The sequence below is a fragment of the Pseudomonas sp. FW305-25 genome (genome assembly GCF_017351415.1).
Lineage (GTDB): Bacteria > Pseudomonadota > Gammaproteobacteria > Pseudomonadales > Pseudomonadaceae > Aquipseudomonas > Aquipseudomonas chlororaphis.
Genome location: NZ_JACNDE010000001.1, coordinates 372,320 through 394,827, shown reverse-complemented (window position 1 = coordinate 394,827; position 22,508 = coordinate 372,320). Strand labels below are relative to the sequence as shown.

The 22,508-nt window shown below is 63.1% G+C and carries 15 protein-coding genes and 1 pseudogene; 4 read left to right on the top strand and 12 right to left on the bottom strand.

What is annotated here, in order from left to right:
• Positions 1–151 precede the first annotated feature (151 nt).
• A complete protein-coding gene (locus tag J4E58_RS01800; RefSeq protein WP_087088526.1) occupies positions 152–775 on the bottom strand; it encodes a phosphoribosylanthranilate isomerase in 624 nt (207 codons plus the stop codon).
• Positions 776–839: 64 nt separating this feature from the next.
• Positions 840–1,664: a tRNA pseudouridine(38-40) synthase TruA gene (gene truA, locus J4E58_RS01795; protein WP_016704910.1), complete on the bottom strand. Its 825-nt coding sequence runs from the start codon at positions 1,662–1,664 to the stop codon at positions 840–842.
• Positions 1,665–1,896: 232 nt separating this feature from the next.
• On the opposite strand from truA, the pseudogene J4E58_RS01790 reads away from it, so the two are divergent.
• Positions 1,897–2,548 (top strand): annotated as a pseudogene (locus J4E58_RS01790) (M24 family metallopeptidase).
• Between the two features lie 78 nt (positions 2,549–2,626).
• On the opposite strand, the gene J4E58_RS01785 reads toward J4E58_RS01790, so the two are convergent.
• The 6 genes from J4E58_RS01785 to leuC all read right to left on the bottom strand — a co-directional run bounded on the left by J4E58_RS01785 (position 2,627) and on the right by leuC (position 11,186).
• The gene (locus tag J4E58_RS01785; protein WP_087088528.1) at positions 2,627–5,236 is read right to left on the bottom strand and encodes a FimV/HubP family polar landmark protein; all 2,610 of its coding nucleotides are present in this window, start codon (positions 5,234–5,236) and stop codon (positions 2,627–2,629) included.
• A 203-nt stretch (positions 5,237–5,439) separates the two neighbouring features.
• A complete protein-coding gene (locus tag J4E58_RS01780) occupies positions 5,440–6,450 on the bottom strand; it encodes an aspartate-semialdehyde dehydrogenase (protein WP_087088530.1) in 1,011 nt (336 codons plus the stop codon).
• Between the two features lie 184 nt (positions 6,451–6,634).
• Positions 6,635–7,747, bottom strand: a complete 1,113-nt coding sequence (gene asd / locus J4E58_RS01775; RefSeq protein WP_007921989.1) for an aspartate-semialdehyde dehydrogenase — start codon at positions 7,745–7,747, stop codon at positions 6,635–6,637.
• A gap of 54 nt (positions 7,748–7,801) precedes the next feature.
• Complete coding sequence (gene leuB / locus J4E58_RS01770; protein WP_087088532.1) at positions 7,802–8,884, bottom strand: 3-isopropylmalate dehydrogenase; 1,083 nt, start codon at positions 8,882–8,884, stop codon at positions 7,802–7,804.
• Positions 8,885–9,112: 228 nt separating this feature from the next.
• Positions 9,113–9,757, bottom strand: a complete 645-nt coding sequence (gene leuD, locus J4E58_RS01765) for a 3-isopropylmalate dehydratase small subunit (protein WP_007921993.1) — start codon at positions 9,755–9,757, stop codon at positions 9,113–9,115.
• Between the two features lie 10 nt (positions 9,758–9,767).
• A complete protein-coding gene (leuC, locus tag J4E58_RS01760) occupies positions 9,768–11,186 on the bottom strand; it encodes a 3-isopropylmalate dehydratase large subunit (RefSeq protein ID WP_025804176.1) in 1,419 nt (472 codons plus the stop codon).
• A 145-nt stretch (positions 11,187–11,331) separates the two neighbouring features.
• On the opposite strand from leuC, the gene J4E58_RS01755 reads away from it, so the two are divergent.
• From J4E58_RS01755 to J4E58_RS01745, 3 genes are all read left to right on the top strand, one after another.
• The gene (locus tag J4E58_RS01755; protein WP_087088534.1) at positions 11,332–12,222 is read left to right on the top strand and encodes a LysR family transcriptional regulator; all 891 of its coding nucleotides are present in this window, start codon (positions 11,332–11,334) and stop codon (positions 12,220–12,222) included.
• A gap of 81 nt (positions 12,223–12,303) precedes the next feature.
• Positions 12,304–15,582 carry an EAL domain-containing protein gene (locus J4E58_RS01750; RefSeq protein ID WP_087088536.1) on the top strand — a complete coding sequence of 1,093 codons (3,279 nt, stop codon included), beginning with the start codon at positions 12,304–12,306 and terminating at the stop codon, positions 15,580–15,582.
• A 106-nt stretch (positions 15,583–15,688) separates the two neighbouring features.
• On the top strand, positions 15,689–17,380 hold the full coding sequence (locus tag J4E58_RS01745; protein WP_087088538.1) for a molecular chaperone HscC: 1,692 nt from the start codon (positions 15,689–15,691) through the stop codon (positions 17,378–17,380).
• Here the strand turns inward: J4E58_RS01745 and J4E58_RS01740 are convergent.
• From J4E58_RS01740 to J4E58_RS01725, 4 genes are all read right to left on the bottom strand, one after another.
• Positions 17,377–20,061, bottom strand: coding sequence for a DUF805 domain-containing protein (locus J4E58_RS01740; protein WP_087088540.1), 2,685 nt, complete (start codon positions 20,059–20,061; stop codon positions 17,377–17,379). The two genes, J4E58_RS01745 and J4E58_RS01740, sit on opposite strands and share 4 nt — an antisense overlap.
• Positions 20,058–20,756 carry a DUF1266 domain-containing protein gene (locus J4E58_RS01735; protein ID WP_087088542.1) on the bottom strand — a complete coding sequence of 233 codons (699 nt, stop codon included), beginning with the start codon at positions 20,754–20,756 and terminating at the stop codon, positions 20,058–20,060. The genes J4E58_RS01740 and J4E58_RS01735 overlap by 4 nt, the downstream gene beginning before the upstream one ends.
• Positions 20,757–20,940: 184 nt before the next feature.
• Positions 20,941–21,387, bottom strand: a complete 447-nt coding sequence (locus tag J4E58_RS01730; RefSeq protein ID WP_007922004.1) for an Hsp20 family protein — start codon at positions 21,385–21,387, stop codon at positions 20,941–20,943.
• Positions 21,388–21,508: 121 nt separating this feature from the next.
• Positions 21,509–22,468 carry a tRNA-dihydrouridine synthase gene (locus J4E58_RS01725; protein ID WP_053260332.1) on the bottom strand — a complete coding sequence of 320 codons (960 nt, stop codon included), beginning with the start codon at positions 22,466–22,468 and terminating at the stop codon, positions 21,509–21,511.
• Positions 22,469–22,508 lie beyond the last annotated feature (40 nt).

Here is a 22,508-nt window from a genome sequence, read left to right as displayed (position 1 = left end):
TGACCTGCCTGTACCGAACGGCTCCTCAGCCATCCCGACAACCCCCGGATAGAGCGGCTGCCACTTCGATTTCGGCCCGCCCAGCGACGGTGCCGGCCTGTTTTGTACAGTGGTGTTATGGACGGCGGCAGACTGCCAGCCGTCACATCGACTAACAGCTGCCGCGAACGGCCTGCATAAATGCGCGAATCTTTGCGTGATCCTTGATGCCCTTGCTCTGCTCCACCCCGCCGCTTACATCCACGGCGTACGGGCGAACCTGCGCTATTGCCTGGCCGACATTCTCGGCAGTCAAGCCACCGGCCAGGATAATCGGCTTGCTCAAGCCTTGCGGTACCAGTGACCAATCGAAGGCTTCGCCGGTTCCACCCGGTACGCCCTCGACATAGGTATCGAGCAGGATGCCGCTGGCCCGCGCATAAGCCGCGCAACGGCTGGCAATATCGTCGCCGGCCTTGACCCGCAGCGCCTTGATGTAGGGCCGGTGATAGCCCTCGCAGTCCGCCGGTGTTTCATCGCCGTGAAACTGCAACAGGTCCAGCGGCACCGCGTCGAGGATCTCGCCCAGCTCGCAGCGGCTGGCATTGACGAACAGGCCCACGGTGGTCACGAACGGCGGCAGCGCGGCAATGATCGCCCGCGCCTGCTGGACGTTCACCGCCCGCGGGCTCTTGGCGTAGAACACCAGCCCGATGGCATCGGCCCCGGCCTCGACCGCCGCCAACGCATCCTCAATGCGGGTAATCCCACAAATTTTGCTGCGAACGGCTGACATGTCGTTTAAACCTCAGGGCAAATCCGGGGAAAGTCCCGGATGGTAGCAAATGCTTTTCCGGGCGTCAGCCGTCAAGTTCCGAGAAGCCGGTGAGGAAATGTGGCCCGATGTATCGCTCGGGCAGCTCGAACTCATCGTGATACTCGACCTGCACCAGATACAGTCCGAAAGGATGCGCCGTCACCCCGCCCGTGCGGCGAATCCGGCTCTCCAGCACTTCCCTGGCCCACTCGACCGGACGCTCGCCCGCGCCGATGGTCATCAGCACTCCGGCGATATTGCGCACCATGTGATGCAGAAACGCGCTGGCACGGATATCCAGGACAATCATCTTGCCGTGCCGGGTGACCCGCAGATGGTGGATTTCCTTGATCGGCGACTTGGCCTGGCACTGCCCTGCACGGAATGCACTGAAATCATGGGTGCCCACCAGATGCTGGGCAGCCTCGGCCATCCGCTCGACATCCAGCGGGCGATGATTCCAGGTGATCTCCTCGTTCAAGTGCGCCGGACGGATCTGGTCGTTGTAGATCACGTAGCGATAGCGGCGGGCAATCGCCTTGAACCGCGCATGAAAATGCGCCGGCATGACCTTGGCCCAGCTCACGCTGATGTCGTGGGGCAGGTTGATATTGGCCCCCATCACCCACGCCTTCATCGACCGCTCGGCCTGGGTATCGAAGTGCACCACCTGCCCGCAGGCGTGCACGCCGGCGTCGGTACGCCCGGCGCAAGACAGCAGCACCGGCGAGTCCGCCACCCGGGACAACGCCTTCTCGAGGGTTTCCTGGACACTCGGGACACCGGAAGCCTGACGCTGCCAGCCGCGATAACGCGAACCCTTGTATTCGACACCCAACGCGATTCTGAAAAAGCCTGCGGCCGCCATTTCGGCGGCCGCGTTATCTATATTTGCCAAGAACTTACAGCCTGCTGATATGCGCAAAGGCGGCCATTATAAGGCGCGCGCAAGCAGACGCCATGCGCGGCCCGCTTTTAGTTGATGTTTGCCCATTAAGCGCCAGCGAGCGCAAACAGGATTGCGTGAAAACCAGGACAAACGCTATATAGATCGATATATAACGAAAACCATAAATCCACTCGACCGGGACCTGAGACCAATGACCGCCATCAACAAGGAGGCCGTGGGCCTCGCCTACAGCCTACAAGGCATGCTCCACGCCAAGCGCAAGACCTGGGAAGCCATCGCGCAGATAGCCGCGCGCATCCAGCCAGGCATGCTCGAATCCCAGGCTCGCGCCTTGGGGCTAGAGGTGCTTGCGGAATTGGGCATGGACCGGATCTGGCACCCGGCGCTGGTGCGCTTTGGCGAAAACACCCTGAAGACCTTCAAGCAACGCTCCGAAGGCGATCCGATATTGGGCGACAACGACATCTTCTTTATCGACCTGGGGGTGGTCTGGGACCGCCACGAAGGCGATTGCGGCGCCACCTTCGTCACCGGCAACGATCCCGAGATGCAAGCCTGTGCCACGGCGGCCCAAACCCTGTTCGAACGGGTTCGTGATCACTGGAGCGAGCACAAGGTCGCCGGCCCCGCCCTGTATCGCTATGCCGAAGAACAGGCGAGCGCCATGGGCTGGGTGCTGAACCTGGAGATCACGGGTCAGCGACTTCCCCCATGCCATTTATCGAGCGGGTGACCTGGGCAACTTCGAGGCATGCCCCAACGTTGGCCTGTGGATTCTGGAAATCCAGATCGCCCACCCTACCCGGCCGTTCGGCGCCTTCTACGAAGACCTGCTGGCCTAACCGCGCAAGCGCTGCCACGGGCCCAAAAACAAAAACGGCAGCCTCGATGGCTGCCGTTTTTTTGCTGCTAGCGCCGACTCAGGCCAGACGCGCGAGCATTTCCTTGGCTTCGCTTTTCTGACCGTCGTTACCTTCGCTGATGACTTCGCCGAGAATATCCCGCGCGCCATCGTTATCGCCCATGTCGATGTAGGCCTGGGCCAGATCGAGCTTGGTCGCCACTTCATCGGCGCCGGAAAGGAAATCGAAATCCCCTTCGTCGGCACTGCCCGCGGCGTCTTCCGCGGTAAAGGTTGGCTCGGCCAGGTCCGGCTGCTCGAGGCTTTGCGACAAGCGATCCAGCTCGGCGTTGACACCGTCCAGCTCGGAAGCGAAAGCATCCTTGGCAGCGGGTTGTGCATCCATCTCGTCCGCCAGGGACAAGTCGAAGTCCGCAGGCAGCTCAAGATCGTCGAGCGCGGCTTCGGTCACCGTAGGCACTTCGGCAGCCGGCAGATCCTTCAGGTCGTCATCCAGGCTGAGCAGGAAATCCTCATCGGCTTGCGCCGCGGCAGGAAGATCCTCACCCAGATCCAGGTCGAAATCCGACAGATCGTCCAGGCTTTCCTTGGCTTCGGTTTGCTGCTGCAGCACCGACTCGAAGCTCAGGTCGTCATCCAGCGGGAAGTCGTCCAGCTCGGGCTCAACTTGAGCAGGAACAGCCGGAGCAACCGGCGACGCCGCAGAGGCGGCCTCCAGATCGTCCAGGCTCAGATCGAAGTCGGTATCCAGGTCGTCGACAACCGGTGCCGGCGCTGGCTCCTGCGGCTCGTCGAGCAACAGTTCCTTGACGTATTGAGCATCCAGCGCCGCCGCCACGGCCGCAGCGCCGAGACCCGCGGCCGCCACAGCAGCCATTGCCGGGAAGCGACTTTTCAGCTGTTCGACTTCAGCGTGATTCTTGCCATTGGCCACCAACTGACGCTCCTGGGCCACAAAGGCGCTGCGATCGCCCTGATGACCGTAGACTTCCATCAGCTTCAAGCGCACCTCGCTACGCTGCGGCTCCAGCTTGACGGCCTCCTCCAGGATCGCCGCCGCCTGGTTCAGGCGACCGCCATCGATATGGGACTGGGCCTGATCCAGCACATCGACCGGGTGCTCGACTGCGGCAGCCACCGGCGCCGCGTCCACCACAGGCGCCACGACCGGGGCTGGAGCTGGAGCTGGAGCTGGAGCTGGAGCTGGAGCGAGCTTGACGCTCGGCGGTGGAACTTCAAGGCCTTCGAAGCTGCTTTCCGGCAGATCCAGATCCTTGGACAGATCAGACTCTTCGGACAGGGCGCGAGCCATGCGCAGATGCTTTTCCGCCTCCTGCTGAGCCTTGCGACGGCGAGCCAGCAACAGCAGCAACAACAGCACCAGCACTGCCCCGCCGCCCGCCAGCCCCAGGAGGATCGGATTGGTCAGCAGGTCGTTGAATTTGTCCTCATCGGACGCCGGTGCTTGCGCCTGGGCCGGTGCCGCTTCAGCCGGGGCCTCGCCCGACGTTGCCGCAGGATCGGTCACTGGCGCCGCCGGGGTCGCAGGCTGCTCAGCCAGTTGTGCCGGCATGGCCGCGGTCGGTTGTGCTGGCGCCACGGCACCCGCCCCTTGCGCCTGCAATTTGGCCAACTGGTCGTTCTTCAATTCGATCAGGCGTTGCAGCTTGTCCAGCTGGCTTTGCAGGTCCGTCAGACGGCTTTTCAGCTCGGCGTTGTCACGCCGGGCCGTATCGAGGCTTTCCTGAGTCACCGCCAGCTTGTTGCTCAGTGCCTGGCTGTCGCCAGCCGCACCCTTGCCCCGCGCCTTGCCGGACTCGGCAGACACCAGGCTCAGATTATCCTTGGCCGCGCCTTGTGCAGGCGCCTTGTCCGCGCCCGCGCGCCGGGTGCCATCCAGTTGCTGCTGAGCGCCACGCGGCGCCAGGCGGCGCCCCTGACGCCACGCCGTATTCTGCGCGGCGACCTCGGCGATCGCTTGCGGCTGCGGCAGGCTGGTGCTCTGCACGGCATCGGGCAGGCGCAATACCTGCCCGGTCTTCAGCCGGTTGATGTTGCCGTCGATAAAGGCATCCGGATTCAGCGCCTGGATGGCCAGCATGGTTTGCTGGACCGAACCGCCATTGCGGGCCTTGGCCGCAATTTCCCAGAGGGTATCGCGGGCCGAGGTGGTGTATTGAGCAGGCTTGCCGACACCTGTGACCGGCGCGGCAACCGCTGGAGCCTGTGCCGCGGATTGCGCGGCCGCTTCAGCGGTTTGCGGGGAAAACTTGGAAGGGTCGAGCAGGACGCTGTAGTCGCGCAGCAGACGGCCATTGGGCCACATCACCTGCACCAGGAACTTGACCATCGGCTCGGAGAGCGGCTGGCTCGACGTGACCCGCAGCACGCTCTTGCCGCTGGCATTGAGCACCGGCGTAAAGCTCAGGTCGTTGAGAAAGGCCTGGCGATCGACGCCCGCCTTGGCGAAATCTTCAGGCGAGGCCAGGCTCGGCACCACCTCGGCGGCGGTGAGATCCTTGACGTCCAGCAACTCGATTTCTGCAACCAGTGGCTGGTTCAGAGTCGACTTCAGGGTCAGCTCCCCGAGCCCAAGCGCCTGCGCCATACCGGAGGACAGCGCCGACGCGGCCGCTATTGCTAACACCAGTTTGCGAACTTGAACCATAGCCTCATCCTTTGTTTGAACATTCCTCGGCCAGCGAGAAGGTGTTGTAGCGCTGCCGTAAGGCATTGCGTGCGGCCTGAAGGGCCGCTTCGCGCGATATATGTCTGCATGCCTTGGAAGCCCGCGACAGCAGCTCACCTCCAGCAACCAGCCAAGCATAGCGCCCAGCTAGAATCATTCTGCAAATTGTTGCCAAGTATCTTTTACAGAAGGTCTTTTATCAACAACTCAGCCAGTTGCACGGCGTTGAGCGCAGCCCCTTTGCGTACGTTATCTGACGTCAGCCAGAGATTAAGTTCCGCCGGGTCGTCGATCCCCGCGCGCACCCGACCAACGTAGACCACATCCTGCCCCACCGCATCGCCCACCGCGGTCGGGTAGTCGCCCGCCTCCACCAACTCGATGCCGGGCGCCGCTTCGAGCGCGGCATTGACCGCGTCCAGGTCGATCGCCGTGGCTGACTGCAGGGTCACGCTATAGCTATCGCCAAAAAACACCGGGGCTTGAACACAAGTGACAGAAATCTTTAATAAAGGCTGCGCCAGCACCTCGCGCAACTCCCGGACCAGGCGTTTTTCCAACAAGGTGTGACCTTGCTCGTCGGGCGTGCCGACCTGCGCCAACAGGTTGAATGCCATCTGCCGGTCGAAGAATCGCGGCTCCAACGGACGCGCATTGAGCAGTTCGGCGGTCTGCCGCGCCAGCTCGGTTACCGCTTCACGGCCCTGGGTGGACACCGCGAGGCTGGCGGTCAGGTTGACCCGCTGGATCTCGAACAGGGCCTGCAACGGCGCCAGGACCACCGCCAGCGACGTGGCTGCGGCGCTGGGGCTGCTCAGTTGAACGGGCTTTTCCAGGCTGCTCAGCACCCGCTCGTTGGCTTCCGGCACCAGATTCGGTGCCTGGGCCGAAGGCAATGCGCCCGACAGGTCGATCACCGCGCAATTGGCCGCCGTGGCCCGAGGGGCGAAGCTCAGGGTCACCGCAGGGCCGGCAGCGAAAAACGCCAGCTGCACCTTGCTGAAATCGAACTCGTCGACCTCACGCACGCGCACATTTTTTCCACGAAACGGCACCGAGTGCCCCGCCGACTCGCTGCTGGCCAACAGGTGCAGGTTGGCGATCGGAAAATCGCGCTCTTCGAGAATCTGGACGAGGGTTTCGCCGACAGTACCGGTGGCACCGATCACGGCGATATCGAAGGACTGGTTCATGGTGCTACCTCTGGCGAAACGGGGGGAGCGGCACTTTACCCGGCGCTTGGGGGCGAGGCAATTTATCAGATCTGGCACATCAGACTTTTCGCAAACATGCTCATAGCCAGCAATCAGAGCTGCTCCGATATGAAAAAAGCCCGCGCCTCTTGCAAGGCGCGGGCTCTTTCAACGGATCAGAGCATCAACGCTCAAGCAGGATCCGTAGCATGCGGCGCAGCGGTTCGGCGGCGCCCCACAGCAGTTGGTCGCCGACGGTGAACGCGCCGAGGAACTGCGAGCCCATGTTCAGCTTGCGCAGACGGCCTACCGGGATGTTCAGGGTGCCGGTGACCTTGGTCGGGCTCAGCTCCTGCATGCTGATGTCGCGCTGGTTCGGTACCAGCTTGACCCAAGGGTTGTGCTGGCTGATCAACCCTTCGATATCGGCGATCGGCACGTCCTTGTTCAGCTTGATGGTCAGCGCCTGGCTGTGGCAGCGCATGGCGCCGATCCGCACGCAGATGCCGTCGACCGGGATCGGGCTCTTGAAGCGGCCGAGAATCTTGTTGGTCTCGGCCTGGGCCTTCCACTCTTCGCGGCTCTGGCCGTTCGGCAGTTCCTTGTCGATCCACGGGATCAGGCTGCCGGCCAGCGGCACACCGAAGTTCTCGGTCGGGTAGGCATCGCTGCGCATGGCTTCGGCGACCTTGCGGTCGATGTCGAGAATGGCGCTGGCCGGATTGGCCAGGTCATCCGCCACGGCGGCGTGGGTCGCGCCCATCTGCTTGATCAGTTCGCGCATGTTCTGCGCGCCGGCACCGGAGGCCGCCTGATAGGTCATGGCGCTCATCCACTCCACCAGACCGGCTTCGAACAGGCCGCCCAGGCCCATCAGCATCAAGCTGACGGTGCAATTGCCGCCGATGTAGTTCTTGGTGCCGGAGTCCAGCTGCTGGTCGATGACCTTGCGGTTCACCGGGTCGAGGATGATCACCGCGTCATCCTGCATGCGCAGGCTGGAAGCGGCATCGATCCAGTAGCCCTGCCAGCCGGCTTCGCGCAGCTTGGGGAAGACTTCGCTGGTGTAGTCGCCACCCTGGCAGGTCAGAATCACGTCGAGGGTCTTCAGCTCTTCAATGCTGTAAGCGTCCTTGAGCGGAGCAATGTCCTTGCCCACGGACGGGCCTTGGCCACCGACATTGGAAGTGGTGAAAAACACCGGCTCGATAAGATCGAAGTCTTGCTCTTCCAGCATCCGCTGCATGAGCACGGAACCGACCATACCGCGCCAACCGATCAGACCTACACGTTTCATCGCAACTACACCTATACAAAAGTGGGCCACCGTCTGAGCGGTGGGCCCGAAAGATTACAGATTCCGCAGCGCGGCGACTACTGCATCGCCCATTTCCTGCGTACCCACCTTGGTGCAACCGGCCGACCAGATGTCGCCGGTGCGCAACCCCTGGTCCAGTACCAGGCTCACGGCCTGCTCGATGGCATCCGCCGCGTCGTTCAGGTTGAAGCTGTAACGCAGCATCATCGACACCGACAGAATGGTCGCCAGCGGGTTGGCGATGCCCTGCCCGGCGATGTCCGGCGCCGAACCGTGGCATGGCTCGTACATGCCCTTGTTGTTGGCATCCAGCGACGCCGACGGCAGCATGCCGATAGAACCGGTGAGCATCGACGCTTCGTCGGAAAGGATGTCGCCGAACATGTTGTCGGTGACCATCACGTCGAACTGCTTCGGCGCACGCACCAACTGCATGGCGGCGTTGTCGACGTACATGTGGCTCAGTTCGACATCCGGGTAATCCTTGGCCACCTGCTCGACCACTTCGCGCCACAGCTGGCTGGACGCCAGGACGTTGGCCTTGTCCACCGAGCAGAGCTTCTTACCGCGCACGCGGGCCATGTCGAAGCCGACCCGGGCGATGCGGCGGATTTCACTCTCGCTGTACGGCAGGGTGTCGTAGGACTGACGCTCGCCGTTTTCCAGCTCGCGGGTGCCACGTGGCGCGCCGAAGTAGATGCCGCCGGTCAGCTCGCGAACGATGAGGATGTCCAGGCCGGACACGATTTCCGGCTTGAGGCTGGAAGCATCGGCCAGTTGCGGATAAAGGATCGCCGGACGCAGGTTGCCGAACAGGCCCAACTGCGCGCGAATTTTCAGCAGGCCGCGCTCAGGGCGGATATCACGCTCGATCTTGTCCCATTTCGGGCCGCCCACGGCGCCCAGCAGGACCGCGTCGGCAGCCCGCGCACGATCCAGGGTCTCGTCGGCCAGCGGCACGCCGTGCTTGTCGATGGCCGCGCCACCGATCACGTCATGGCTCAGCTCGAAGCCCAGGTTGTACTTGGCGTTGGCCAGCTCCAGCACCTTGACCGCCTCGGCCATGATTTCCGGGCCGATACCGTCGCCTGGGAGAATCAGAATCTGCTTGCTCATGCTTTCCTCATTTGCTCTGTCGGTGTGCTGGTTGGCACGCCCGGAAAAATGCTGTTACCTGGCCTGCGGCGTCCGCTCACTCGTAGAGAACGAAGCACTGGCCCGAATATCAAGCCGTCATGGCTTTTTTGGGCGGTTGCAGCGAGCAAAAAGCTCGCTCCTACAGGTTGTGTGTCCTCTCCTGCCGGAGCGAGCTGGCTCGCCATCAATGCATCACTTTAACGCCGATCAGGCGTCGCGAAACAACCACGGCTGGCTGGCCCGATGCTTGGCCTCGAAGGCGGCAATCGCGTCGCCGTCCTGCAAGGTCAGGCCGATATCGTCCAGGCCGTTGAGCAGGCAATGCTTGCGGAACGCATCGATCTCGAATTTCAACACCTTGCCATCGGGACGGGTCACGGTCTGGGCCTGCAGGTCGATCTGCAACTGGTAGCCCGGATTGGCCTCGACCTGCTGGAACAATTCATCGACTTCAGCATCGCTGAGGATGATCGGCAGCAAGCCGTTCTTGAAGCTGTTGTTGAAGAAGATGTCAGCGTAGCTCGGGGCAATGATGCTGCGAAAACCATATTCTTCCAACGCCCAAGGCGCGTGCTCACGGCTGGAGCCGCAGCCGAAGTTTTCCCGGGCCAGCAATACACTGGCGCCCTGGTAGCGCTCGGCGTTGAGCACGAAATCCTTGTTCAACGGACGCTTGGAGTTGTCCTGGTACGGCTGGCCAACATCCAGGTAGCGCCACTCGTCGAACAGGTTCGGGCCGAAGCCGGTGCGCTTGATCGACTTGAGGAACTGCTTGGGAATGATCTGATCGGTGTCGACGTTGGCACGATCCAAAGGCGCGACAAGACCGGTGTGCTGGGTGAAAGCTTTCATGCTGCGCTCCTTAGATCAATTCACGGACGTCGACGAAACGGCCGCTGACGGCGGCGGCCGCGGCCATGGCCGGGCTGACCAGGTGAGTACGGCCACCGGCGCCCTGGCGACCTTCGAAGTTGCGGTTCGAGGTCGAAGCGCAATGCTCGCCGGACTCCAAACGGTCCGGGTTCATCGCCAGGCACATCGAGCAGCCCGGCTCGCGCCATTCGAAGCCCGCTTCGAGGAAGATCTTATCCAGGCCTTCCGACTCCGCCTGGGCCTTCACCAGGCCCGAACCCGGGACCACGATCGCCTGCTTGATGGTCGAAGCCACCTTGCGGCCCTTGGCGATGACCGCCGCGGCGCGCAGGTCTTCGATCCGCGAGTTGGTGCAGGAACCGATGAATACCCGGTCCAGCTGGATGTCGGTGATCGCCTGGTTGGCGGTCAAACCCATGTATTTCAAGGCACGGACGATGGAGTCGCGCTTGACCAGGTCCATTTCCTTGGCCGGGTCCGGCACGTTCTGATCGACCGCCAACACCATCTCGGGCGAAGTGCCCCAGCTGACTTGCGGCTTGATCTGCGCGGCATCCAGCTCGACCACAGTGTCGAACTTGGCGTCGGCGTCGGACACCAGGTCCTTCCAGGCTTCGACGGCGAGGTCCCATTCCGCGCCCTTGGGGGCGAATGGACGACCCTTGACGTATTCCACGGTCTTTTCGTCCGCCGCCACCAGGCCCACACGGGCGCCGGCTTCGATGGACATGTTGCAGATGGTCATGCGGCCTTCGACGGACAGGTCGCGAATCGCGCTGCCGGCGAACTCGATGGCATGGCCGTTACCGCCAGCGGTGCCGATCTTGCCGATCACAGCCAGGACGATGTCCTTGGCGGTCACGCCAAATGGCAACTTGCCCTCGACCCGCACCAGCATGTTTTTCATTTTCTTGGCGACCAGGCACTGGGTGGCGAGCACATGCTCGACCTCGGAGGTGCCGATACCGTGCGCCAGGGCGCCAAAGGCACCGTGGGTCGAGGTGTGGGAGTCGCCGCAGACCACGGTCATGCCGGGCAAGGTGGCGCCCTGCTCCGGGCCGATGACGTGAACGATGCCCTGACGCACGTCGTTCATCTTGAATTCGACGATGCCGTATTCGTCACAGTTGTCGTCGAGGGTCTGAACCTGCAAACGCGAGACCTGGTCGGCGATGGCGCTGATGCCGCCCTTGCGCTCCGGCGTGGTCGGTACGTTGTGGTCCGGGGTCGCGATGTTGGCATCGATGCGCCAAGGCTTGCGCCCGGCCAGACGCAGGCCTTCGAAGGCTTGCGGCGAGGTCACTTCGTGGATGATGTGACGATCGATATAGATCAGCGCCGAGCCATCGTCGCGCTGCTTGACCAAATGCGAATCCCAGAGCTTGTCGTAGAGCGTTTTGCCGGCCATCAGACGGTTCCTCATCATTTTCTATGCCGCGGGTCTCTGACACCGGTCAATAACCCCTTGGCTTGTGAGGCTGATGCTATGGCGTTACATTAAATAACTCAAATTCATATTTTTTATACTTTGGATAACCGACTGGAATACGACCATGGACCTGGCCAACCTCAATGCCTTTATCGCGATTGCCGAAACCGGCAGCTTCTCCGGAGCCGGCGAGCGCCTGCACCTGACCCAGCCGGCCATCAGCAAGCGCATCGCCGGCCTTGAGCAACAGCTCAATGTCCGGCTGTTCGATCGCCTGGGCCGCGAAGTGGGCCTGACCGAGGCCGGACGCGCCCTGCTGCCGCGGGCTTATCAGATCCTCAACGTGCTGGACGACACCCGCCGGGCGCTGACCAACCTGACCGGCGAAGTCAGCGGCCGCCTGACCCTGGCGACCAGCCACCATATCGGTCTGCACCGCCTGCCGCCCCTGCTGCGCGCCTTTACCCGCCGATACCCGGAAGTGGCCCTGGACATCCAGTTTCTCGACTCGGAAGTGGCCTATGAAGAGATCCTCCATGGTCGCGCCGAGCTGGCGGTGATCACCCTGGCCCCCGAGCCCCATACGCTGGTCAAGGCCACGCCGGTGTGGAACGACCCGCTGGACTTCGTCGCCGCCCCCGAGCATCCGCTGGTGAGCAACGGCACGGTCAGCCTGGCCGATATCGCCCTGCATCCGGCGGTATTTCCCGGCGGCAACACCTTCACTCACCATATTGTCCAGCGCCTGTTCGAGGCCCAGGGCCTGACCCCGAACATCGCCATGAGCACTAACTACCTAGAAACCATCAAGATGATGGTGTCCATCGGCCTGGCCTGGAGCGTCTTGCCGCGCACCATGCTCGACGAACAGGTGGCGCGCATTCCTTTACCGGGCATACAGCTCACTCGCCAGCTAGGCTATATCCTGCATACCGAACGGACGCTGTCGAATGCTGCGCGGGCTTTCATGGCCTTACTGGATGCACAAGTCGATTGGCCAGGGACCAAGGCGTAAGCGTCCCGGCATGACTTATGCCACCTCTTTGCTTGCCTGAACCTGCGCCTAACGCTCTTTTCAGCCCAAGGCCCGCTGCTCATGCCAAAACCCGCTGACCGTCTACCGCCCATGCCGCGCGTTCACGCGCTCGACCCGAAACAGTCGGAGCAAAGCTGGGAGAGTGCCCCGCAGTTGCTTGCCGCACTCAATGGCGCACGGCTGGGCGCCTGGTACTGGGACATCGAAAGCGGGCAAATCAGCTGGTCGCGAGGCACCCAGGCGCTGTTTGGCTTCGATCCGCGCCAGCCGCTGCCCAAAGACCTGGAATACCTCGACCTGCTGCCCGAGGAAGACCGCGCCAAAACCATTCGCGCCTTCCATTCGGTGCTGGCCGGCGCGCCGCTGGAACAGGCGATGCATCACCGCATCCGCTGGCCCGACGGCAGCCTGCACTGGCTGGAAATCAATGGCAGCGTGCTGCCGGACAAACATGGCAAGCCCCGAATGATCGGGGTGATTCGCGAAATCACCCACCAACGCCAGCGGGAACAAGCCCTCAGCAGCTCGGAAAAACGCTTTGCCACGCTGTTTCACCTGTGCCCGAACATGGTGCTGCTGACCCGCCTGGAAGACGGCCTGATCAGCGAAGCCAACCAGTACTTCGAAAGCCTCTTCGGCTGGCCGGTGCAGCATGTCATCGGCCGCACCACCCTCGAACTGGGCCTGTGGGTCGACCCGGAACAGCGCGCACAAATGGTCAAGGCAGTACAAAAGCGCGGCCAGGCCGCCACCCTCGAGGTGCAACTGCGCGCCAGCAACGGGCAGATTCACGACGGTATTCTCAGTGCCCAGAAAGTCGAGCTGGAAGGCCAGGCCTACCTGCTCAGCACCTTTCTCGACACCAGCGAACGCAAGCTCGCCGAACAGGCCCTCAAGGACAGCCAGGAGCGCCTCGACCTGGCGCTGGACTCGGCCCAGCTCGGCACCTGGGACTGGCACATTCCCAGCGGCATGCTCTACGGCTCGGCCCGCGCCGCGCAGTTGCACGGCCTGGAGCCGATGCCGTTCCATGAGTCCTTCGATGCATTTTTCGAGGGCGTGCCCGACGAAGAGCGTAACAGCATGCGCGATGCCTACCGCAGCCTGCGCGAAGGCCCGGCCGGCAATTATCAACTGACCTACCGCGTGCAACTGGCCGATGGCTCGTCACGCTTTCTGGAAAGCCGCGCCCGCCTCTACCGCGATGAGCAGGGCCATCCGCTGCGCATGGCCGGGACCTTGCTGGACATTACCGAACAGGTCGAGCGCGAGCAGCGCCTGGTGACGTCCGAGGAAAAGTTCGCCAGCCTGTTCCAGGTCAGCCCGGACCCGATCTGCGTCACGCTCCAGGAAACCGGGCAGCTCATCGAGATCAACTCCAGCTTCACCCAGACCTTCGGCTGGACCGCCGACGAAGTGCTCAACCGCAGCGCCGACGAAATCGGTCTCTGGGACGACTCCGCCCAGCGCCTGCAACGGGTCGAACAGGTAATCCGCGAACAGGCGCTGAACAACGTCGCGGTGGTGGTCCGGCACAAGGACGGGCACCCCCTGGCCTGCATCATTTCCAGCCGGCAGATCACCGTCGACAAACAGCCGTGCATTGTCACCACGCTGCGCGACATCACCCAGCAACAACGCTCCGAGGCCGCGCTCAAGGCCAGCGAAGAGAAGTTCGCCAAGGCGTTCCACTCCAGCCCCGACGCCATCACCATCACCGAACGCGACACCGGGCGTTACCTGGAGGTCAACGACGGCTTCTGCCGGCTGACCGGCTACCGCGCCGAAGAAGTGATCGGCCGCACCGTGTATCAGGTCGGCATCTGGGCCGAGGAAAAACAGCGCTCGATCCTGCTCGCCGAGCTGCAGCTCAAAGGTCGGGTCAATCACCTGGAAATGCTCGGCCGCAACAAGCGTGGCGATATCCTGACAGTCGAGGTCTCGATCGAACCCATTACCCTCAATGAAACCCCCTGCCTGCTGTTCACCGCGCGGGACGTCAGCCTGCTGAAAAATGCCCAGGCGCAGATTCGCCACCTGGCCTACCACGACCCGCTGACCAACCTGCCCAACCGCGCGCTGTTGATGGACCGCCTGAGCCAGCAGATCGCCCTGCTCAAGCGCCACAACCTGCGCGGCGCCCTGCTGTTTCTCGACCTGGACCATTTCAAGCACATCAACGATTCCCTCGGCCATCCGGTGGGCGACACCGTGCTGAAGATCGTCACCGCGCGGCTCGAAGCCAGCGTGCGCATGGAAGACACCGTGGCACGCCTGGGCGGCGATGAGTTCGTGGTCCTGCTCAGCGGCCTGGAAGGCAGCCGCAGCGAAGTCAGCGAGCAGGTGCGTGAACTGGCCGATACCCTGCGCGAGCTGCTCTCCGAACCGATGTTCCTCGATGGCCAGCGCCTGCAGGTGACCCCCAGCATCGGCGTGGCGCTGATTCCCGATCATGGCTCGACCCCCACCGACCTGCTCAAGCGCGCCGACATCGCGCTGTACCGGGCCAAGGACTCCGGGCGCAACACCACCCAGATGTTCCACAACACCATGCAGAAAGCCGCCAGCGAGCGCATGCGCATGGAAACCGACCTGCGCCTGGCCCTGTCCCGGGGCGAGTTCAGCCTGCATTTCCAGCCCCAGGTCGATGCCCGCGACAACCGCATCGTCGGCGCCGAGGCCCTGGTGCGCTGGCACCACCCCGAACTGGGGGCGCAATCGCCCACCGAGTTCATCAAGGTCCTGGAAGACAGCGGCCTGATCCTCGAGGTCGGCACCTGGATTCTCGACGAAGCCTGCCAGGCCTTCAGCCAGCTGATCGCCGAAGGCCTGGTGGACCCGCTCGACTTCAGCCTGTGCGTGAACATCAGCCCGCGACAGTTCCGCCAGAACGACTTCGTCGAGCGTATAGAGCACAGCCTGAGCCATTACCAGCTGCCGCCTTCGCTGCTGAAGCTGGAGATCACCGAAGGCATCGTGATCCAGAACCTGGAAGACACCATCGGCAAGATGCGTCGCCTGAAAAAACTCGGCGTGAGTTTCGCCATGGACGACTTCGGCACCGGTTATTCGTCGCTGACCTACCTCAAGCGCTTGCCGGTGGATGCGCTGAAGATCGATCAGTCCTTCGTCCGCGATGCGACCCACGACCCCAACGACGCGGAGATCGTGCGCGCCATCGTCGCCATGGCCCGCAGCCTGGACCTGAAGGTGATCGCCGAAGGCGTGGAAACCGCGGAGCAGCTCGAGTTCCTGCAAGGCCTGGGCTGCCACTTGTATCAGGGTTACCTGCACAGCCGACCGCTGCCGCTGGAGGGTTTGAAAGCCCTGCTGGTCTGAGCGGGCGACATGCAATCGCCGGCCTGACAGATCAACGGGGCAGCAATTGCCAGTGTTTGGCACAACCTGTAGGGTCGCGTTTTTTGTGACGCCCACGAGATCGATCATGCAGGATGCAACCCTCCCCCGCCCGGCCCTGCTGGGCATTGACCTTGGCACCACCAACAGCCTGATCGCCGTCTGGCAGGACGGCCGCGCCCAGTTGATCCCCAATGCCCTCGGCGATGTCCTGACCCCGTCGGTGGTCAGCCTCGATGAAGACGACAGCATCCTGGTGGGCAAGGCCGCGCGGGCCCGCCTGACGACCCACCCGGAACGCACGGCCGCGGCCTTCAAGCGCTTCATGGGCAGCGACAAGCGCCTCGAGCTGGGCGGCCGGCCGTTCAGCCCGGAAGAACTCTCGGCGCTGGTGATCGGCTCGCTCAAACAGGATGCCGAAGCCTTTCTCGGCCATCCGGTGCAGGAAGCGGTGATTTCGGTGCCCGCCTACTTCAGCGACGAACAACGCAAGCGCACGCTGTTCGCCGCCGAACTGGCTGGCCTGACGGTGTCGCGGCTGATCAACGAGCCGACCGCGGCCGCCATGGCCTACGGACTGCACGAACAGAAGTTCGAACGCACGCTGATCTTCGACCTGGGCGGCGGCACCTTCGACGTCACGGTGCTGGAATACGCACTGCCGCTGATTGAGGTGCATGCCTCCACCGGCGACAACTTCCTGGGCGGCGAGGACTTTACCGAGGCCTTGTTGCAGGCCTGCCTCAAGGACTGGCAACTCACCCCGGCGCAGATCGACGTCCAGGGCATGGCCAGCCTGGGCGACGCCCTGGAGCAGCTCAAGTGCACACTCGCCGAAGGCACTCAGTCACTGAGCTGGCGCCATGGGGACACCTCGTATGAATGGACGCTGGACGAAGCGCTGGCACTGAAGATCTGGGAACCGCTGCTGGCCCGCTTGCGAGCGCCCATCGAACAGGCCCTGCGCGATGCCCGCCTCAAGCCTCGCGACCTCGACAGCCTGGTGCTGGTAGGCGGCGCCACCCGGATGCCGGCGGTGCAGCAGATGGTCGCCACCCTGTTCGGCCGCCTGCCTTACCGCCATCTCGACCCGGATACGATCGTCGCGCTGGGCGCCGCCACCCAGGCCGCCTGCAAGGCCCGGGACGGGGCTATCGAAGAACTGATCCTGACTGACGTCTGCCCCTACACCCTGGGGATTTCCACCCGTCGCGGCGAACAGGTCAGCGGGGCCTTTTCACCGATCATCGAACGCAACACGGTAATCCCGACCTCACGGGTGCAGCAGTTCTACACCACACATCCGCATCAGGCGTTTATCCGCATCGAGGTGTACCAGGGCGAACGGCCCTGGGTACGGGACAATATTTTCATCGACGCCTTCGACGTGCCCCTGACGCCCAGCGAACAGATCCAGTCCCTGGACGTGCGCTTCAGCTATGACATCAATGGCCTGCTCGAAGTCGACGTCACCCTGCTGGCCAGCGGCGAACGCCATAGCCATAGCATCGACCGCAGCCCCACCGGGCTCGATGCGCAATCCCGGCAAACCAGCCATGAGCGGCTGACCGCGCTGAAAATCCACCCCCGCGACGCCCTGCCCAACCGCACCCTGCTGGCACGCCTGGAACGGGCGTGGGCGCAAAGCCTGGGCGACGAGCGCGAACAGATCGCCGACTGGCTGGGCACCTTCACCACCGTGCTCGGCGACCAGCAACCAGCGCAAATCGCCAGCCATCGAACCCAGCTGAACAAGGCGCTGGACCAACTGCGTCTCTAGCCGTTGAGCCGCCGCAAACTGGCCTGCAAACCACCGGGCAGCGCGTCTTCACCCGCGCTGTCCGGCGGTACGCCATAGCGGTTGGGCAGCTTGTCGCCGGGAAAGGCGAACAGGATCAGCGACAGAAATGGAAAGAACACCGACAGACCGCCCAGCACCAGCAAGGTCGGGATACCACGCCCCATGTCATGCAGGCGGCGCAGAATCACCCCGAGTAAAAACAGGCTGCCCAGCAATGACACGACAAGCGCGGACAGCGACGTGCCGCTGAACAACGCGGCCAGCGGGGTGACCAGCACAGCGCCCAGCACCTGCCAGAAAAACGCCCCGCGTCCCAGCCGTGTGCCCAGGCGCCAGAAAGCCGTGGCGGGCGTCGGACGGCTGTCGCCCTTGGCCAGCAGCAGACGCTCGCTCCAGGACAGCAGCGCACTGAAGGCAAACCGCAGGCCGAGCCCGTGTTCCGGATTGTCCTTGGCCCGCTGCATGCGCAGCAGCACTTTCTGCCGAGGCACACCGGCACCGCCGTAACGCACCAGCCCCTTGAGCACATCGAGGGCCAGGTAAAAGGCCTCGCTGTCGATCCCTTCGTCTTCGACCAGCGCCTGCTGCGGCGGCCGTGGCGGCTCGCCCTTGATCAAGCCGTGGCGGAAGCCGTCGAACCAGTCCTGGGGATTGGTGACTTCGGTAATCCGGTCGAGCAGATATCGACGCTGCTGCGCGTCGATCACCGGGTCGTGATACAGCACACCGCTCAAGAGCATGCGCCCGAGCAAATCGTCCGCGAAGGCGTGCAGGTCGCTGCGCAGGCATGCGAACAAGCGTTCATTGCTCAACAACCGCGCACTGTCGAGCGCTTCCTGGACGCCAAGCAATTGCCGGTCGAGCAAGGCATGCAGCGGATCCGCCAATTGCAGCCAGCCGAGCAAACCGCTCAGGTCACCCTGTTCGCGCTGTAATTGGGCAAGCTGCGGCTGCAGCCGGCTGAGCGGATGGGACGGATTGAGCGCCAGGCGCTCCAGGCACCGCGAGTCGATCAATTGCCACCAGCGTTCCGGCTGCTCCAGCAACGCCTTCAGGAACAGCGTATCGGCGTACCAGTGCCAGACCGCCTCTCCCGTCCCTGGCGGCGGCAACGCTACGCCATGCTGGCTCAGTTGCAGCAGCAGGTTCAGTTCCGACAAATCGCTAGCGGCATCCGTATCGCTCAATTCGAAAGACTCGGCGATACGCTCCAGGGCAGCGTGACCGTAAGGACGCAATCGGCGCAGCCACACACGGCAGATCTTATGCGGCTCACCGGTTGTCAGCGCAGCGGCCAGTTGTGCCGAGGCCGCGCCCTCATCGATGAAGGCATTCATCGCCAACGGAATCGGTGCCTGGCTCAACCAGCGCAGGTGCTGCCCGGCCTGGTCCTTGAACCCGCTCAGCACCAGGCCTTCGAGGGCATCCAGCGGCTGCGGCTCGTCCAGCACCTGTTGCAACAGGTCTGCTGCGCCACGGTGCAAGGCCCAGGCATGCCGGTACAGGCGCAACAACCGGGTGTCGGTGTTCTGGCCCAGCAACTGTGCCAGCAAGGGCAACTCGTCGCCGGTCATCCGCCAGTCGATAAAGGCCTGCGCCAACCCCTGCAGCTCGAGCCGGCCAACGCCGAGCCAGCGGATCAGCGTCTCGGGACGTTGTGAAGGGCTGCCGTATTCCTGGGTGACATGGGCGAGATCGGTGGACCAGCCGCTGAAATGCTCCAGACGATCAAATGCCTGGATCAGCAGCGGCAAAAAGTCCGGCTGACGTTTGGCACACAACGCCAGCAATTGGCTCTCGGCCTTGGGATGACGATGCTCCTGCCAAAGCCGGACCCAGCAAGGCAACGCCTGATCGTCCAGCCCCAGCAGGCTGTTCTGGCACGCCAGCAAGTAAAGCCAGTCCATATCATCCGGGGCTTCGCGCTGCTGCTCGATGCACAACTGCAACAGCCCCTGGCCACCGATGCCGGCCTGGGTGAATTGCACCAGCAAGCGCTTGATGAAGAGCGCATCGTTCGGCAACGGTAGGCAGGTGTGTTGGCTGGCGAAGCCTTCGTATTCGTGGAGCGGTCGCCGGTCGAAGATGAAGTCGAGACTGCGCGCGTACCACAGGCTTTCGGTCTGCACCGGTTCCGACCAATTCCCCATCAGCACCGTATCGAATGGGTCCGGGGTCTTGATCCGCTCCAGATAGTCCTCGACATGACGGGCCTGATCGAACCCCAGCTCCAGCAACTGATGCTCCCAGCCCATGCGCTGGGCCAGCAGGCCCGCGCAACGATGGGACAGCGGCCCGGCGTTGGCCGTCCGCCCGAACAACTCCCAGCGCAGGTCATCGAGCATACCGAGCGGCAATTGATCCAGTGTCTTGATAAAGGCCTGCCAGGCCTCAGGATTGAAACGTCGCGCCGGATCACTCAGCAGCGCATCAAAATCGAGGATGGCCTGCGCAGGCTCAGGCTCGTTCTCCTGCGCCGCTTCAAGTTCCTGCTCGTTGTCACGCACCAGCCGCAGGGCACTCTCGTAGGCCTGGCGCAGTGCCTGGAATCCTTCGGGATCGGTCTCCGGGTGATGCTCCGGCAGACGGGCACGATAGGCATTGCGAATCAGCGTTTCATCGGTGGTAGGGTCGATACCCAGCTTTATCCAGCAACTCATGACCAGTCGAACTCCTCAAGCGACGCCGGACGCTGCGGCAAATCGAGATCCAGGTGCCATGGCAAGTCCGCCAGACAATCCGCCATGTTTTGCGCAAGCCCCTGGGCGATCATCAGGCTGTTGGGGTTCTCCCCCTGTCGATCCAGCTCGTAAGCCAGTTCGTCGTCGCTATTGCCCAGGCAACCCCAAAACGCGCGGCCAACCAGGAAACCATTGAAATAGGCGAACCAGCTGCCGTAGTGGTATTGCGCCCTGACCGCCAGCCGGCCGTGCAGCCACAGGCTCTCGGCCAGATCGATCCACTGGTTACGCACGCCGCAACGCAAGAGAAAACCCATGCGCCCGTAATCCCAGGCCAGGATCCCGCCCGGGCCGCAAGCACCAAAGGTACGGCTGGCGAACTCATGCAGGATGCGTTCACGGGGCTCGAGGGTCTCGAGCAGGGCCTGCCACTCGCTCGGCAGGCAGCGCTGCCAGGCGCGATAGGCGTCGTCGAGGCGGGCGGCATGACCGTGGTCAGTCATCTTTTCCAGCATGTCCAGCAACTGCCGTCGGTCACCAATGCCCCAACTGCCTTGCAGGTCGATGGAGTCCGGGCCGGGGTAGAACGCGGGGTTGTCGTATCCGGCGCGAGGGTTGAGCGCAACCATCGGCGCAGAAAGACCCCACAGCCAGCGCTGTTGTATCTCGTCCATGAAAAAGGCTCCAGGCCGACCGGTAAGGAGGGGGGTCGGCAAAACTGCGGCGGATTGTAGAGAAAGCGCCGCAACGCGGCAAAGGCGAACGATGATTTTCCCAGGCATAAAAAAGGCCCCAACTTGTCGGGGCCTTTTTCAGCGACTCAGCGCTCGATCAAACGCCTGTGTGGCGGCGCATGGATCAATGCTGCAGGGCTGGCTTCTGCGTCCCGTTGATCGGGATGCGCTTGGCTTTCGCCTCTTCCGGGATCACCCGCAACAGGTCGATGCTCAACAGACCGTTGCTCAGGCCGGCGGCCTTGATCTCGATGTGATCGGCCAGACGGAAGGACAGCTTGAACGCACGCTGGGCGATGCCCTGGTGCAGGAAGGTGACGCCTTCGTTCGCGTCGCGTTTGCCACCACTGATGGTCAGCACGCCCTTCTCGACTTGCAGCTCCAGGTCTTCTTCCTGGAACCCGGCGGCGGCCACGACGATGCGGTACTGGTCGTCACCGTGCTTTTCGACGTTGTAGGGCGGATAGGTGCTGCCTGGCTCATTGCGCAGGGCGGTTTCGAACAGGTCGTTGAAACGGTCGAAACCCACCGAGGAACGGAACAGTGGCGCGAGGGAAAATGCAGTACTCATGGTTCAAATCTCCTGAAAACAATCAGCAAGTTTTTTTGTCTCCGCGACCCGAATTCGGCATCGCGTAACCCTTAGATAGGGACCGCCGATTGCATTTCAAGAGACTTTTCGCAGATTTTTTTCAGGCCGCCTCGGCCACCGGCAAGCCCAGCAAACGCGAGACTTGATCCGGCTCGGTTTCGCGACGCAGGACGGTGAACAGCTCCACCGCCTCGGGATAATTGCGGGTCAGCATCGCCAGCCACTGCTTCAGGCGACCCGGCGATTGGCGAGCCGTCATCTGCGCCTTGGCTTGCAGCCAGAAGTCCTGGATCAACGGCATCAGCTCGGCCCAGGTCATCTCGACCACCTCTTCCCCGGCCCGCGCGGCGGCGATTTGCCGGGCCAGGTCCGGACGCGACACCAGGCCACGGCCGAGCATGATGTCTTCCACGCCGCTGATTTCGCGGCAGCGGCGCCAGTCTTCGACGCTCCAGATATCACCGTTGGCGAACACCGGCACCTTGACCACATCCTGCACCCGCGGAATCCACTCCCAGTGCGCCGGCGGCTTGTAGCCGTCGACCTTGGTCCGCGCATGCACCACGATATGTTCCGCGCCGCCTTCGGCCAGCGCCGTGGCGCACACCAGCGAGCCATCCGGGCTATCGAAGCCGAGGCGCATCTTGGCGGTCACCGGGATGTGCGCAGGCACGGCACGCCGCACCTGCTCGACGATCTGGTTGAGCAGCTCCGGCTCCTTGAGCAGCACCGCACCGCCACGGGATTTGTTGACGGTCTTGGCCGGGCAGCCGAAGTTCAGGTCGATGACTTCGGAACCGAGCTCACAGGCCAGGGCGGCGTTTTCCGCCAGGCACACCGGATCGGAACCCAGCAGTTGCACCCGCAGCGGCACGCCGGACGCGGTACGGGCGCCGTTCAACAACTCGGGGCCGAACTTGTGGAAATAGGCCGGTGTGAGCAACTGATCGTTGACCCGGATGAACTCGGTCACGCACCAGTCGATACCACCGACCCGGGTCAGTACATCCCGCAGGATGTCATCGACCAACCCTTCCATGGGCGCCAAAGCAATTTGCATGAATCACACTCAACGTAAAACGCGGTAAAAAAACGTGCGG